Origin of the sequence: Gracilibacillus pellucidus (assembly GCF_033949965.1) — a bacterium.
In the GTDB taxonomy this organism is placed as follows: Bacteria; Bacillota; Bacilli; order Bacillales; family Amphibacillaceae; genus Gracilibacillus; species Gracilibacillus pellucidus.
This window is the reverse complement of record NZ_JAWZSR010000005.1, coordinates 56,579-71,599: the sequence shown is the minus strand read 5'-3', so window position 1 is coordinate 71,599 and position 15,021 is coordinate 56,579. Positions and strand designations below refer to the sequence as shown.

The window sequence follows — 15,021 nt, the reverse complement described above, 5'->3', positions numbered from 1 at the left end:
CTCACTTTATAAAGAAACTGCCATTTTCTTAATTTGTAACAGGTTCCTTCACTAAGTCCTTCACGCTTTGTTCAATAATCGTTAATCCCTTTTGTAAGTCTTCAATAGGTATGTTTAATGCAGGGAACAGCTTGAAAACTTCATCATTTGGTCCAGCTGTTTCCATAATTAATCCTGATTCAAAGCAACGAGCGGCTACTTTTTCGGCAAATCCTTCTACTTCTGAAGCAATTCCGACCATAAAGCCACGGCCACGAACTTCTCCTTTGATTTCTGGATAGTCTGCGACGATTTGTTCAAGGAATTGATAGATGATTTGCGATTTTTTATGAATTTCTTTTTCAAATGAACCATCTTTCCAATAATCAAGTGCTGCCGTTGCTGTAACAAAAGCATGATTATTACCACGGAACGTACCATTATGCTCACCAGGTTTCCAGATATCTAGTTCTGGTTTAATCAATGTCACGGCAAGTGGTAATCCGTAGCCACTTAATGATTTAGATAAACATACGATGTCTGGTTTGATACCAGCAGCTTCAAAGCTGAAGAATGTTCCAGTACGCCCAATCCCTGCTTGCACATCATCGATAATAAGTAAGATACCCCAACGACGACAAAGCTCTTCGACTTTTTTCAACCATTCAAAGCGGGCAGCATTAATTCCTCCTTCACCTTGTACCGTTTCAACAATCATGGCTGCTGGGATTGCTACACCACTACCATTGTCTTCAAGGAATCGCTCAAGATAAACAAGTGTATCGTGATCTACATAGTTGTCATATGCCATCGTAACAGTGTTTTGTAATGGAATACCGGCACCTTTACGTTTCATCGAGTTACCAGTGACGGATAGGGAACCGATAGTCATTCCGTGGAAACCACCTGTAAAACTAATAATATCTGTACGGCCTGTTACTTTACGAGCTAGTTTCAGTGCGCTTTCAACTGTATTTGTTCCAGTTGGTCCAGGGAACATAACTTTATAATCAAGATCACGAGGTTTTAAAATGATATCTTGAAATTTTTCTAGAAATGTAGCTTTTGCTGTGGAAGCCATATCTAAAGAGTGGGTAATACCATCACTTGTGACATACTCTACTAGTTTTTCTTGCATATGATCATCATTGTGGCCATAGTTGAGTGCACCTGCACCAGAAAAGAAATCAATATATTCTTTTCCATTTTCGTCCCACATTTTATGTTTCTTCGCTTTTGTGAATACTTTTGGAAAGCTACGAACATAACTACGTACAGCAGATTCGTGTTGGTTAATAATATCAAGATTTTTACTCATGTTTTAGGTTCCTCCTAAGATCGTATTTAGTTAATTCAGAAAATACGAAATATTTTTATTTTTACTTATTAATTGGACCTATGACAAACTTAAATTCTTCTTCATGTTCATCACCTGGAAAAATGTCCTTGGTAAAAAACTCGCTAGAATGAATATCAGTATGAAAGTCACGAGCTATTTTTTGGAATAACGATTGTGATGCTTTGTTATCAGGTGTAATCGTTGCTTCGACAAATCGGACAGCTTTACATGCATCACTCGCTAATAGGGAATGTAGCATTTTCGATGCTATGCCTTTTCCTCTTTGGGATGCATCCACACCAATTTGCCAAACAAATACAGCATCTGGTCTTTTTGGGGGGATAAATGCGGTAATAAAACCAACCACTTGGTTATGTTGTTTTGCAACGACACAAGTCTCACTAAAATACTCACTCATTAAGAGGTATTTATAAGGAGAATTGGTGTCTAATGTTGACTTGGTAACTAATTCCCACATGGCTGCTCCGTCTTCTTTAGACGGTTTAGAAAAGATGACCTGATCTGACGCAGCTACTTTGCTTTCGTTTAAAATCACGGTTTGCTCCTTTCTTTGTAACAAAATACTTGTTCAAGTAGTACATAATTTATCTTAAAGAAAACGTTATCTATTCGCAAATTGCTTATAACGTGATTAAACTGTATTAATCTTAATCTCTTATGATGAGTGTTACTCAATTACAGTAGCTTTATAAATCCTTTGATATTGTCATGTATTCTTACAAATGAGCAAGATTTGCCAATTAATCAAAAAGTAATTTTAAAATATAAAACTACTAAAAAAGAGGCCTTAAGCCTCTTTTTTAGTAGTTATTATTGATTATTCTTTTACGCTTGCTGGTACTTCTACGCCTAATTTAGCAGCAACACCTTCTGCTAATGCAGGATCTACTTTATAGAATAGTCCTAATTGACGTTCAACAATACCTTCACGAGTTACGCCACTTAAATGATCAGCGAAGTTTTGCATTAAATGATCGCGTTCTGCATCATCCATTACATCACGGAATAAGGCACGTGGTTGAGAATAGTGATCATCACTATCGTAAGCAACACTATCAGCGAAACCATTTACTTCGAATGGGTTAATTTTGTTTTCTGGTGTTTCTTTAGGTGTTTCATCAAAACTATTTGGTTCATAATTTGGAGCACTTCCACCATTTCCATCGAAGCGCATTTGTCCATCGCGTTGATAGTTATTAACCGGTGCTTTTGAACGGTTAATTGGTAATGCTTCATGATTTGCCCCAATACGGTAGCGATGAGCATCAGAATAGGCAAATAAACGACCTTGAAGCATTTTATCAGGAGATGCTTCGATACCAGGTACAAAGTGACCAGGTGAGAATGCAGCTTGTTCTACTTCAGCAAAATAGTTCTCAGGATTACGGTCTAATACCATTTTACCAACTTCCACTAATGGATAATCAGCGTGTGGCCATACTTTTGTTACATCGAATGGATCATAACGATAATCTTTTGCTTCAGCAGCAGGCATAATTTGTACTTTTAGCGTCCAAGCAGGATAGTCGCCTTCTTCGATCGCATTAAATAAGTCTTCTGTATGATAATCTGGATTAGTTCCTGCTATTTCATCTGCTACTTTAGGGTCTAGTCCTTTCACACCTTGCTCACTAATAAAGTGATATTTAACAAAGAAAGCTTCTCCATCTTTATTTACCCATTTGAATGTGTGGCTTCCATACCCATTTTGGTGACGAAGAGTTGCTGGAATACCACGGCTAGAATGTAGGTACGTAATTTGGTGTAGAGATTCAGGTGATAATGACCAGAAATCCCAAACAGCATTCGGATCTTTTAAGTTAGTTTGTGGATTACGTTTTTGAGTATGGATAAAGTCTGGGAATTTAATCGCATCACGAATAAAGAATATAGGTGTATTGTTCCCAACTAAATCATAGTTACCTTCATTTGTGTAGAATTTAACTGCAAAACCACGAGGGTCACGTACAGTGTCAGCAGATCCTAATTCACCAGCAACTGTAGAGAAACGGATGAACATAGGCGTTTTCTTACCAACTTCTGATAAAAAGTCTGCTTTTGTATATTTAGAAACGTCATTTGTTACTTCGAAATACCCATGAGCACCGGCACCTTTTGCGTGTACAACTCGTTCTGGAACTCTTTCACGGTTAAAGTGAGCTAATTTTTCTAATAAATGAACGTCTTGGATTAATGTTGGTCCTCTATGGCCTGCAGTAATGGAGTTTTGATTATCCCCAACTGGAGCACCAGAGGCAGTAGTTAAGTAATTTTTTTCTTGGCTCATATAAAATAACACCTCTCCTTTAATCTATATTACATGTTTTATTATAATAGAATTCTTATAAAAATCAATATTTATTTATAATAATTTTAAATAAACTTTTTCTGAATATTTCATTTATCACGGTGCATAAGTCCGTAAAACCTCCATTTCAAGGTTCGAGTGAAAACGAGGAAGCGAAGATGGGGGATAAACGGACGCTAACTCCCTGATAAGTTTCGCTAACAATCAGTGGGAGTCAAAAATTCCCACTGATTGAAGTCTCACTTTATAATTCTTTACCCGGAAGGGAGCGAATTTAAACAAAAAAATTGAGCAGCTTTTTAAAGCTACTCATCATAGAATGGGAAACATCCTTAACTTTTGTTGATTGGGGGTAACAAAAGGTATGTGTAAAGGGAATGTTTCATCACTAATTGTGATTAAGTTCAGTATAACGATAATGATAATCATTTGCAACTAAAAAGTGATAAGTTATGCAATTTTTCTGAACATCCATATTTTTGGTAATAACAGTAATTCGGAATAAAAGTCTAACATTCATTGCGTGCGAATAAAAAGAAAATTCTAATAATTAGGTGTATACTATTGATAGTAAAGGAAGTGATATAGATGATGGTATTAGAATTAGAACAGGTTGGACTTAAAAAAGAGGGAAACTGGATATTAAAAGAAATTAATTGGAAAATTAAAAAAGGGGAGAATTGGACGTTATTAGGATTAAATGGTGCAGGGAAAACAGCATTATTACATATGTTATGTGCGTATTACTTTCCAACAGAAGGTCATGTTAATGTGATAGGTAAGCAATTTGGCAAAGATATACTTGGTGAGAACTTACGACAGCAAATTGGGATTGTCTCCTCTACATTAAAACAACGTATCTATGGTACTGATACAGCTTACCAAGTTGTATTAAGTGGTGCATTTGCATCAATCGGCTTATATGAGGAACCAACAGATGCAATGCGTGCGAAAGCACAACAATTATTAAAGGATTTAGATTGCTTCTCTTATGCGAACCGGGCTTATCGAACGCTTTCGCAAGGGGAGCAACAACGTGTGTTAGTTGGACGAGCACTGATGAATGATCCGAAGTTGCTCATTTTGGATGAACCAACCAATGGCTTAGATTTTATCGCAAGAGAGAAGTTATTAGTATCCATTGAACATATTAGTAAGGGAGATAAAGCACCATCGATTATTTATGTAACACATCATGTGGATGAAATATTACCAACTTTTTCTCATGCACTTTTATTACGCGATGGACGAGTATTTAATCAAGGTTTGACAAAAGATATGATTAACTCAGATAATTTAACTAACTTTTTTGATATGCCTGTCGAGGTAGATTGGTCTGAAAGGAGACCAAGATTGAAGAAGAAATAACATCATAGGGGTACATCATATGCTTCAGCGTTTAAATCAACTATTACAACGAATCATGCCATTAATTGCACCATCAAGTGTAGTGATTGGTGTATTGTTTGCTAACTTTTTTATTCAATTTGAAAATTGGGTAATCTGGATCTTTGCGTTTATGACTTTTGCTGGAAGTTTGAGTTTGAACTTCGTTGCGCTATATCGCGTGATTAGTCACCCTTTATCCATTATTATTGCGCTTTTAACTCTACATATTATTATGCCGTTATGGGCGTTTTTAATTGGTTCGGTTACATTTAGTGGAGATCATTTTACGATTACAGGATTAGTATTGGCGATGATTATTCCAACAGGCATAACCAGTTTTATCTGGGTTTCCATAAACAATGGGAATGTTGCATTAACCTTATCACTCATTTTAATTGATACAATTCTTTCGCCATTTATTGTGCCGTTATCCTTATCTCTATTTGTCGGCACTTCTGTCGACTTAGAAGTATGGTCGATGGTGAAGGGATTGTTCATCATGATTGTGATCCCGTCGATTATTGGAATGATCTTGCATGAAGCCACACATGGTAAAGTACATGAAGAATGGAGTCCGCGATTAGCTCCTTTTTCCAAAATTGCTTTAGCACTGGTCATTATGATTAATAGTTCAGAGGTAGCGGATTATTTCATTCATGTTGATTGGCACCTAGTGAAGGTTGCGATTACGATGTTCTTGGTAGCTGCAAGTGGATATTTTATTGCATGGCTATTGTCCACATGGTTAAAAAGAGATACACAAGATATTATCTCCTTAACCTTTAGTAGTGGAATGAGAAATATTAGTGCAGGAGCAGTTATTGCGGTTCAATATTTTCCATCGCCAGTAGCTGTGCCAGTTGTAATTGGGATGCTGTTTCAGCAAGTGTTGGCATCATTATATAGTAAGTTTTTAAATCGAAGGAAAGAATGATTTTTTCTTCATTAATTAAGCACCTTCTTAATAATATGAGAGTATAGAAGAAAAGAGAGAAGGTGCCCTTTTTGATTACATGGTTGTCTTTTGTTTTATTGTCATTAGCAACTTTTCGTTTAACAAGGTTAATTGTTTATGATAAGATTACAGGTTTTATTCGAGCACCCTTTTTTGAGGTGGAAGAGAAATGGCTGACTGATGGTACGGTAGAAGAGACAGTTACATTTAAGGGACATGGATGGAAAAGGTGGATAGGTGAATTATTACGTTGTCATTGGTGTACAGGTATTTGGTCATCGATTATTTTATTTATTGGATTCCATTATTATTCTATTGTATTTATCCCTATTATTATTGTTCTGGCTGTAGCAGCGGTCGCATCGATTATAGAAGTAGTGATATCTTATTTTATTTAATTATTCGTGCCCTTTCTCTTGTTTCCACTACAATTGCATGATTTTCTTTTTTTGCCTTTTTTACGCTTGCTGATCGACTTTTGAGTAATATTTGACATAATCAAATCTCCTTCATTGTACAAGATTAAAATCTCTTTCTATTTATATTTTATGTGTTAACTATCAAATCGTTCTCAGATAAGGTAAAAAAGGTAATGCTGTCCATTATCGATGCTCCAAACCAACAAAAATGGTTTGGAGCAAGTTTGTTTTGGCGTGTGTTATAATGACTGTATCATTTTTTATCATGGTGCATGAGTCCGTAATACCCCCATTTCAAGATTCGAGTGAAAACAAAGAAGCGAAGATGGGAGATAATCGGACTCTAACGCCCTGATAAGTTTCGCTAACAATCAGAGGGAGTCAAAAACTTCCACTGATTGAAGTCTCACTTTATAGAGAGAAGGGAACGGTTTTTCATGTGGATTGTTATTATTGTTTGTATTATTGCGGTGATTTCTGTGTTAGCGTTATCAATCATGACTTTGAATAAGGGCTATGGGTATAAGCATACAGTTGATCCTCTACCAGATGACATAAATCAGTCAAATGAACAACAATCAGAAAAAAAGGAAGAATAATAGAATGCCCCCCTTGCTCAAAAAATGTAACATGTCACTAAATTAATAGTTATTAAAGACAGAATAGTGAGATAATTTATGGTAAGATGAGCGTATGATAAATGCATAAATATAATCAATAAGTATAATGAAATGAAGAATGTTAAGGGGGAAATATGAAGATGACATCAGTAGGAAGCCTATCCTCTATCAAGAATGCAAGCAATATTTTAGAAGCAATTGGGGAGAATATACTAGTTGCAGATGCTAATTATAACCTTATTTGGATGAATCCAAAGGCAGCGAAACTATTATCTACTGTTACTTCCTACTTTTATGTGAATAATGTGGAAGAAATGATTGGTAAAAACATGAACTTTTTTCACCAAGAAAAGGCAGATCGATCGAGAAGGATAATGAACAAGTTAACAGATACTCATTCAACAAGGATCAATATTAAGGATAAGTATATAGCGGATATTATTATTAATCCAGTTCGTGATGAAGGCACTATCGTTGGATATGTAATTATGTTAATGGATGTTACCACAGTAGTAGAAGAAGAGGAAAGAAAAGAGCAAATGATTCAGGAATTGTCAGCGCCAGCATTACATATATGGGATAATACACTTGCTGTTCCGATCATCGGCTATTTAGATTCAAAGCTATTTAATATTATTTTGGCAAAGCTCTTAAAACAATGTGAAAAAGAGGATACAGAATATGTCATTATTGACTTTAGTGGTATGAAGCAATGGGATAATGGTTTACCTAAGAAAATTAGTGAGATGATTACTTGCTTATCTGTTATGGGAGTAGAGTGTTTGTTTGCTGGAGTTAAACCAGATCTTGCTCAGTGTCTAGCAGCAAATAATGGAGTGCTTAATGTTCCTAAATTTGCAACGACCAAAGTAGCGATTAAACATATTATTTCACAGTAATACGTATGTATAAAAAACGAAAGCTAGTTATTTATGACTAGCTTTCGTTTTGATGTTAGTTCATAATCCTATTACTGATTGAAGTCTTATAATGAAGCTTTGTAAATGGCAATAGAATCGTCGCGATTTAATTTTTTGAAGTTACCAAATTCAGGTCTTGCGATAACTGTTTTGTCCGCCATTTCTTCAATGCTATCTTCAGTAATATCGTAATCAGACAAGCGAGATGGTGCCCCAATGCTATTCCAAAATTCACGAAGTTTTTTAATACCTTCAAGTCCAACTTCTTTATCTGATTTACCATTTGGATCAACGTCAAAGACGCGGACAGCGAATTGTTTGAAGCGATCTACATTTTCATCAATTACATATTCCATCCAGTTCGGGAAAAGAATAGCAAGTCCGCCACCGTGTGGAATATCGTGGACAGCAGATACAGCATGCTCAAGATTGTGTGTTGCCCAGTCACCTTGATATCCCATATTAACCATTCCATTTAACGCCATTGTTCCGTTATACAAAACTGTTGCACGAAGTTCTTCGTTTTCTAAGTCTGCTACCATTTTAGGTGCTGTTTCGACCATTGTTTGTAGAATCCCTTCTACCATGCGATCTTGTAGTAAAGTATTTTCTTCGTGATGGAAATAATGCTCTAAGGCGTGAGACATGATATCTACCATACCATAAATTGTTTGGTTTTCTGGTACTGATTTAGTGAAAGCAGGATCTAAAATAGAGAAAGTTGGGAAGGTATATGGACTACCCCATCCGTGTTTCTCATTAGTCTCCCAATTAGTAATAACAGATCCACTGTTCATTTCTGAACCAGTTGCTGCTAGTGTTAGGATCGTACCGAATGGAAGTGCAGATGTAGCTGTTGCTTTTTTCGTGACAATATCCCAAATATCATCATCTGATTTAGCACCTGCTGCAATTGCTTTTGTACAGTCAATTGTACTACCGCCACCTACTGCAAGAATAAAGTCAATATTTTCTGTTTTACAAATTTCAATACCTTTTCGTGCTGTTGTTACACGAGGATTTGGCTCGACACCACTTACTTCAAAAATGTTTTTGTTTTCAGCTTTTAATATGTCGATTACCTGGTCATACAAGCCGTTACGCTTAATGCTTCCGCCTCCGTATACAAGCAGAATATTATCACCGTATTGTTGTAATTCTGTTTTTAGGTTTTCCAATTGTCCTTGACCAAAGTACAATCTAGTTGGGTTTTGAAAAATAAAATTTTGCATAGCTGTTACCTCCTCATATAATCAACATTCCTTTTTAATATGGCAATAAAATCAGTATATGTAAAGAATTCTGCTTCATCCGTAATTGTGAACAAATTCTGAATATTAATAAAAGTAGGTGAAAATGTTCAACGATTCACATGACAAAACAAAAAAGGAAGTATATACTAAAAACATAGAAATTATGCTCAATACTGAACAAAGTATAAGGGAGGAAAGTGAAATGAAAACAGTAGAGGAATTGGATAAACAAAACGTAGCATGGCAAGATTTCAGGCCAGGGCGCTGGCAGCAAGAGATTGATGTGCGAGATTTCATTTTGAAGAACTTTACCTTGTATGATGGTGATGAAGTATTTTTATCAGAAGCAACAGAGAATACATTAGCGTTATGGGAAAAAGTGATGGAATTAACGAGGCAAGAGCAAGATAATGGTGGGGTATATGATTTAGATACAGAAATTGTGTCTACGATTACTTCACATGAGGCAGGATATTTAGATAAGTCAAAGGAACAAATTGTCGGAGTACAAACAGATCAACCTTTTAAACGCTCATTGCAGCCGTTCGGTGGTATTCGTATGGCGGTAGCTGCTGCAGATGCATATGGTTATCAAGTTGATGAAAATGTTGTGAAGAATTTCACAGATTATCGTAAAACACATAATCAAGGTGTATTTGATGCGTATACGAAGGAAATGTTATTAGCTAGAAAAGCAGGAATTGTAACTGGTCTTCCTGATGCATATGGTCGAGGGCGAATTATTGGAGATTATCGTCGAGTAGCGTTATATGGTGTAGATAGATTGGTTACTGATAAGCAGGATCAGCTAAAAATTGTTGGTGGGAACGGACAAATGGCAGAGGAGGTCATTAGAGAACGCGAGGAAATAACGGAACAAATTAGGTCCTTACAAGAATTAAAACAATTAGGGGAGATTTACGATTTTGATCTATCAAGACCTGCAAAAAATGCAAAAGAAGCGGTGCAATGGTTGTATCTAGCTTACTTAGCTGCAATCAAAGAGCAAAATGGTGCAGCGATGAGTCTTGGTAGGGTGTCTACTTTTTTAGATATTTATATCGAAAGAGACTTAGCAAAAGGTGATTTAACAGAGAAAGAAGCACAGGAATTGGTCGACCACTTTGTGATGAAACTCCGCCTTGTGAAATTCGCTAGGACGCCTGAGTATAATGAATTATTTAGTGGCGATCCGACATGGGTAACAGAATCAATTGGTGGTATCTCATTAGATGGTAGACCACTTGTAAGTAAAAATTCGTTCCGCTTTTTACACACGTTAACGAATTTAGGCCCTGCACCAGAGCCAAACTTAACGGTGCTATGGTCAACAAGATTACCAGAAGCATTCAAGAAATATTGTGCTAAGATGTCGATTGCTACAAGCTCGATTCAATATGAGAATGATGATCTAATGCGGGAAGAATATGGCGATGATTATGGTATTGCTTGTTGTGTGTCAGCGATGCGTATCGGTAAGCAAATGCAATTTTTCGGTGCACGCGCGAATTTAGCTAAAGCATTACTTTATGCGATAAATGGTGGGGTAGATGAAAAATTGAAAAAACAAGTAGGCCCAGGATATGCTCCGATTGCTTCTGAGTATTTGGCATATGATGAAGTGGTGGAGAAATATGATGATATGTTAGAGTGGCTAGCAGGTCTGTATGTTAATGCGTTGAATGTTATTCATTACATGCATGATAAGTATAGCTATGAGCGGTTGGAAATGGCACTTCATGATAAAGATGTGTTTCGAACGATGGCATGTGGTATCGCAGGTTTGTCTGTTGTAGCAGATTCATTGAGTGCGATTAAGTATGCAAAGGTCAGAACGATTCGAGATAAAAAAGGTTTAGTTGTTGATTATGAAATAGAGGGCGATTTTCCGAAATACGGAAATAACGATGATCGTGTAGACCAAATAGCAGCAGGTCTAGTGAAGGGATTTATGAAGAAGATAGAAAAACACCAAACATATCGAAACGCTACACCAACACAATCTGTTTTGACGATTACTTCTAATGTTGTTTACGGTAAAAAGACAGGTAATACACCAGACGGGCGTAAAGCAGGGGAGCCTTTTGCGCCTGGAGCGAATCCATTGCATGGGCGAGATACGAGAGGATCACTTGCGTCACTTAGTTCTGTAGCGAAATTGCCATATGAATTTTCCTTAGATGGTATATCTAACACATTCTCGATTGTGCCGAGAGCATTAGGTAAAGAAGAGGATGTCCGGGTAAATAATTTAGCGGGTATGCTTGATGGTTATGTTTTAAAACGTGGTCATCATTTAAATGTGAACGTATTTGAAAGAGAAACATTAATGGATGCAATGGAGCATCCAGAGCAATATCCGCAATTAACGATTCGTGTATCAGGCTATGCTGTTAACTTTACTAAATTAACACGTGAACAACAAATAGATGTTATTAATCGGACGTTCCATGAAACAATGTAAAACGATAAAAGTGATTCTTCAATCAGTGAGAGTATTACGGAATCATGTACTGTGATGAAAAAGAGGTGGGTATGATGATTGGAAGAATTCATTCTGTGGAAACTTGTGGTACGGTCGATGGACCTGGTTTGCGGTACGTCATATTTATGCAAGGGTGCTTATTAAGGTGTCAGTATTGCCATAATCCAGATACTTGGAAAAGAATGGATGGTAAGAATATAACTGTAGAAGAATTAGTTACCGATATTCAGTCATACTTACCTTTTTTTCAAGCTTCAGGGGGAGGAGTGACTGTAAGTGGTGGTGAGCCATTATTACAAGTAGATTTTCTGATTGAGCTTTTTACCGAATTGAAGCAATTAGGAGTTCATACAACGATTGATAGCTGTGGTGGTTGCTTCTCTGCTTCACCCTATTATCTAGAAAAGTTAGATACACTAATGCAAGTAACCGATCTTGTCTTATTAGACTTAAAGCATATTGATTTAGCAGACCACATCGCTTTAACCGGTATGTCTAATCAGCATATTTTACATTTTGCACAATACCTTGACGATCGAGGTGTACCGGTCTGGATTAGACATGTGTTGGTGCCAACCATTAGTGATGATAATGAAGCATTGCAAAGGTTAGCTGAATTTATTCGAACCCTTCATAATGTTGTTAAGATTGATGTGCTCCCCTATCATAAGCTTGGCGTTTATAAATGGGAAGAACTAGGGTTAGAATATCCGCTTGAAGGGATAGAACCACCGACACAAGAGCGAATAAATAATGCAGAGCGGATATTGCGTACAGGGTTAATGAGAAAGAAAATGGAGTCTTTTCAGTAAATGGAATGTGTAATAATTGATGAATGATCAGTAGTATTGTTAGAATATAAGCAATAGGACGAGTGGTTTAACGTTCTAATTTATTCTAAGAGGAGTGGATAGAGTGAGTAATGTATTATTTACATCAAAAGCAACTGCAAAAGGCGGTCGTGACGGTCATGTCAAATCAGATGATGGTTTAATCGATTTAAACCTAGTAGATCCAAGTAGTGAAGGAACAGGTTCAAATCCAGAACAATTATTTGCTGCTGGTTATTCTGCGTGCTATGATGGTGCATTGAATTTATTGGCATCTAGACAAAAGAAAGAGATTGATTCTTCTATTACTGCAGAGGTTAGCTTGTTAAAGGATGAAGCTGACGGTGGGTTCAAAATCGGTGTGGTACTTAATGTAGAGATTAAAGGTGTATCACAAGAAGAAGCAGAAGAATTAGCTAAACAAGCACATGATTTCTGTCCATACTCCAAAGCGACAAGAGGAAACGTTGACGTAGAATTAAAAGTACGTGCAGCGTAAAAAGAAAAATAAAATAAGCACGGTGCTCTAAGCACCGTGCTTTAAACATTCCTACTAATTAGGAACGATTTTTAAAGTAGTCTGTAAAGGCTAAGAAAAATTCTACGCCTTGATAAATCCAAACACTAATTGCTGCGAAAGAGAATAAACCAATCATAAAGAATCTAAACCACATAGTTGTTACCTCCTTTTATTTATTTTTGTGAAAGGGGTATAGATGTGATCAGATAATTAGATTGATAAAAAGCAGCATGTAAAAAATGTCTCGATACAAAAGCACGATAAAGTGAGTAAGTGATCAATGTTAATAATAGTACACTTAATATGATACTTACTTCATTGATAATTCCTTTGTCGGCTTTTGCGCCATGATGATCAGTATCATGATAAAATAGTCCATGTAATTCTTCGCTTAAATCAATAGTGGAAGTTACCAAAGATAGTTGTGATGGATAACTTGCTAGTGTGATAAAGTGAGAAATGGTTAGTATCATCATGACAAAAACGAAGGATTTCCTCATTAGATAACCATCTCCATTTCTTGTAACTATAACAGTATACACCTGATATAAGTTCAGGTAAAGTAGTCAATCTATCTACATATACCCTATTCTGGAAATAATAAACCGGTATTTCTCCAAACATCGTCGTTAACACATCAAGCCGATACATAAACAATATGCCAGAACGCCTTGAATTATTCATCAATCAACGATGTTAACTGTTCATACATGTATCCTTTACGAATAATGGGTATAAAAAAAGCGCTATGATTCATAGCACTTTTTTGTTTCGTCCTGCACCTAGTCCGCAAGCCATCATAATGACAGTGAAGATAATAATGGTAGTGATAGAAGGATGCCAGCTACCAGTCATATCAAAGATTAGACCAATTACAATTGGACCGACTGCGGCTAATAAGTAGCCAAATGATTGTGACATGCCTGATAGTTCAGCAGCTTGTCTTGCGTTTGATGTTCTGAGTCCAAGTAGAGCTAATGCTAAACTAATCGAAGCTCCTAACATGATCCCGATCAAGGTGACCGCAATCGTTATACCTACTATACCAGGTTCAACATAAAGCATACTATAGCCGATAATACCAAATAGTCCTGTGACAGCTACGATAGGCTGTTGATTCGATAATCTGCTGGCAATCACTGGTGTGAAGAATGTAATAGGTACACTTATAAATTGCATATAAGCAACATACCAGCCTGCTGTAGAAGCAGTCAATTCATAAGAAATTAATATTTCTGCTAGCCATGAGACTGTTACATAAAATAAGAAAGACTGTAATCCCATAAAGAATGTTACAAACCATGCGGTAGGTGAACGTAACAATTTACCGATGCTTGCTTCATACAATTGTGGATCTTCTTCTTTTGGCTGTTTACTCATGACGAATAACCAAACAAGTATACCGACAATGGTTAATATACTCCAACTAGCTAATGACCATTTCCATCCAATTCCTGCAGTTGTGGTAATAGGTACACTTAAACCAGATCCGAGTGCCGCAAAAATAGACATCGAAGTGGAGTACGCACCTGTCATTACACCAATTTTCTCTGGGAATTTACTTTTAATTAAGCTTGGTAAAATAACATTGATAATAGCAATTCCAACCCCGATTAAGATCGTACCAATAAATAATAAAATAATGGATGAGGTAGAACGAATCCAAATACCAATAAGGATGGTAATCAAACCGTAAAGTAATGCTTTTTCGTTACTTGTTCGGTTGGCGATTTTAGGTGCGATGGGTGACATAAAGGCAAAAGCGATTAAAGGTAAACTTGTTAACAAGCCAGCACTCCAATTGCTAATGTTTAAATCTGAACGAATAATCCCGATAATAGGACCAACTGATGTAATTGCAGGACGTAAATTAAATGCTAAAAGGATAATTCCTACAATAAGCAGACCAGTATACAGTCTCTTTGTGTCCTGTTGTTTTTCCATTTGTTCACCTGATTTCTATAGTATTATTAACAACTAGTT

Annotated in this window: 14 protein-coding genes; 8 read left to right on the top strand and 6 right to left on the bottom strand. The window is 36.5% G+C overall.

Translation table 11 applies throughout. The features are described 5' to 3' along the window. Positions 1-28: 28 nt before the first annotated feature. The 3 genes from ectB to SH601_RS10295 form a co-directional block, all read right to left on the bottom strand. A complete protein-coding gene (gene ectB, locus SH601_RS10305; RefSeq protein ID WP_319958214.1) occupies positions 29-1,297 on the bottom strand; it encodes a diaminobutyrate--2-oxoglutarate transaminase in 1,269 nt (422 codons plus the stop codon). A gap of 61 nt (positions 1,298-1,358) precedes the next feature. Continuing rightward, the gene (ectA, locus tag SH601_RS10300; RefSeq protein ID WP_413775114.1) at positions 1,359-1,871 is read right to left on the bottom strand and encodes a diaminobutyrate acetyltransferase; all 513 of its coding nucleotides are present in this window, start codon (positions 1,869-1,871) and stop codon (positions 1,359-1,361) included. Positions 1,872-2,156: 285 nt separating this feature from the next. Then, complete coding sequence (locus SH601_RS10295; protein ID WP_319958211.1) at positions 2,157-3,626, bottom strand: catalase; 1,470 nt, start codon at positions 3,624-3,626, stop codon at positions 2,157-2,159. A 612-nt stretch (positions 3,627-4,238) separates the two neighbouring features. Between SH601_RS10295 and SH601_RS10290 the strand changes: the two genes are divergently transcribed. From SH601_RS10290 to SH601_RS10270, 5 genes are all read left to right on the top strand, one after another. Then, positions 4,239-5,015 carry an ABC transporter ATP-binding protein gene (locus SH601_RS10290; protein ID WP_319958373.1) on the top strand — a complete coding sequence of 259 codons (777 nt, stop codon included), beginning with the start codon at positions 4,239-4,241 and terminating at the stop codon, positions 5,013-5,015. A gap of 19 nt (positions 5,016-5,034) precedes the next feature. Next, positions 5,035-5,970: a bile acid:sodium symporter family protein gene (locus SH601_RS10285; protein WP_319958210.1), complete on the top strand. Its 936-nt coding sequence runs from the start codon at positions 5,035-5,037 to the stop codon at positions 5,968-5,970. A 71-nt stretch (positions 5,971-6,041) separates the two neighbouring features. After that, positions 6,042-6,389 (top strand): DUF1360 domain-containing protein, encoded by a 348-nt coding sequence (locus SH601_RS10280; RefSeq protein WP_319958209.1) that lies wholly within the window; start codon positions 6,042-6,044, stop codon positions 6,387-6,389. Between the two features lie 458 nt (positions 6,390-6,847). Then, entirely contained in the window at positions 6,848-7,009 is a 162-nt protein-coding gene (gene ytzI, locus SH601_RS10275; protein ID WP_319958208.1) for a YtzI protein, read from the top strand. A 161-nt stretch (positions 7,010-7,170) separates the two neighbouring features. Continuing rightward, positions 7,171-7,929: a PAS domain-containing protein gene (locus tag SH601_RS10270; protein ID WP_319958207.1), complete on the top strand. Its 759-nt coding sequence runs from the start codon at positions 7,171-7,173 to the stop codon at positions 7,927-7,929. A gap of 86 nt (positions 7,930-8,015) precedes the next feature. On the opposite strand, the gene SH601_RS10265 is transcribed toward SH601_RS10270, so the two are convergent. Further along, positions 8,016-9,182, bottom strand: coding sequence for an iron-containing alcohol dehydrogenase (locus tag SH601_RS10265; RefSeq protein WP_319958206.1), 1,167 nt, complete (start codon positions 9,180-9,182; stop codon positions 8,016-8,018). A gap of 223 nt (positions 9,183-9,405) precedes the next feature. Between SH601_RS10265 and pflB the strand changes: the two genes are divergently transcribed. The 3 genes from pflB to SH601_RS10250 all read left to right on the top strand — a co-directional run bounded on the left by pflB (position 9,406) and on the right by SH601_RS10250 (position 13,017). After that, the gene (gene pflB, locus SH601_RS10260; protein WP_319958205.1) at positions 9,406-11,667 is read left to right on the top strand and encodes a formate C-acetyltransferase; all 2,262 of its coding nucleotides are present in this window, start codon (positions 9,406-9,408) and stop codon (positions 11,665-11,667) included. Between the two features lie 74 nt (positions 11,668-11,741). After that, positions 11,742-12,500 (top strand): pyruvate formate-lyase-activating protein, encoded by a 759-nt coding sequence (gene pflA, locus SH601_RS10255; RefSeq protein WP_319958204.1) that lies wholly within the window; start codon positions 11,742-11,744, stop codon positions 12,498-12,500. Between the two features lie 103 nt (positions 12,501-12,603). Next, positions 12,604-13,017 carry an organic hydroperoxide resistance protein gene (locus SH601_RS10250; protein ID WP_319958203.1) on the top strand — a complete coding sequence of 138 codons (414 nt, stop codon included), beginning with the start codon at positions 12,604-12,606 and terminating at the stop codon, positions 13,015-13,017. A 194-nt stretch (positions 13,018-13,211) separates the two neighbouring features. On the opposite strand, the gene SH601_RS10245 is transcribed toward SH601_RS10250, so the two are convergent. Both SH601_RS10245 and SH601_RS10240 read right to left on the bottom strand, forming a co-directional pair. Next, a complete protein-coding gene (locus SH601_RS10245) occupies positions 13,212-13,538 on the bottom strand; it encodes a hypothetical protein (RefSeq protein ID WP_319958202.1) in 327 nt (108 codons plus the stop codon). A 253-nt stretch (positions 13,539-13,791) separates the two neighbouring features. After that, on the bottom strand, positions 13,792-14,982 hold the full coding sequence (locus SH601_RS10240) for a CynX/NimT family MFS transporter (protein WP_319958201.1): 1,191 nt from the start codon (positions 14,980-14,982) through the stop codon (positions 13,792-13,794). Positions 14,983-15,021 lie beyond the last annotated feature (39 nt).

Excerpts from the sequence above, each read along its gene's own strand:
- pflA (WP_319958204.1), top strand. The coding sequence starts at position 11,742 with ATGATTGGAAGAATTCATTCTGTGGAAACTTGTGGTACGGTCGATGGA.
- SH601_RS10240 (WP_319958201.1), bottom strand. The coding sequence starts at position 14,982 with ATGGAAAAACAACAGGACACAAAGAGACTGTATACTGGTCTGCTTATT.
- ytzI (WP_319958208.1), top strand. The coding sequence starts at position 6,848 with ATGTGGATTGTTATTATTGTTTGTATTATTGCGGTGATTTCTGTGTTA.
- SH601_RS10245 (WP_319958202.1), bottom strand. The coding sequence starts at position 13,538 with ATGAGGAAATCCTTCGTTTTTGTCATGATGATACTAACCATTTCTCAC.
- SH601_RS10265 (WP_319958206.1), bottom strand. The coding sequence starts at position 9,182 with ATGCAAAATTTTATTTTTCAAAACCCAACTAGATTGTACTTTGGTCAA.
- SH601_RS10270 (WP_319958207.1), top strand. The coding sequence starts at position 7,171 with ATGACATCAGTAGGAAGCCTATCCTCTATCAAGAATGCAAGCAATATT.
- pflB (WP_319958205.1), top strand. The coding sequence starts at position 9,406 with ATGAAAACAGTAGAGGAATTGGATAAACAAAACGTAGCATGGCAAGAT.
- ectB (WP_319958214.1), bottom strand. The coding sequence starts at position 1,297 with ATGAGTAAAAATCTTGATATTATTAACCAACACGAATCTGCTGTACGT.
- SH601_RS10285 (WP_319958210.1), top strand. The coding sequence starts at position 5,035 with ATGCTTCAGCGTTTAAATCAACTATTACAACGAATCATGCCATTAATT.
- SH601_RS10290 (WP_319958373.1), top strand. The coding sequence starts at position 4,239 with ATGGTATTAGAATTAGAACAGGTTGGACTTAAAAAAGAGGGAAACTGG.
- SH601_RS10295 (WP_319958211.1), bottom strand. The coding sequence starts at position 3,626 with ATGAGCCAAGAAAAAAATTACTTAACTACTGCCTCTGGTGCTCCAGTT.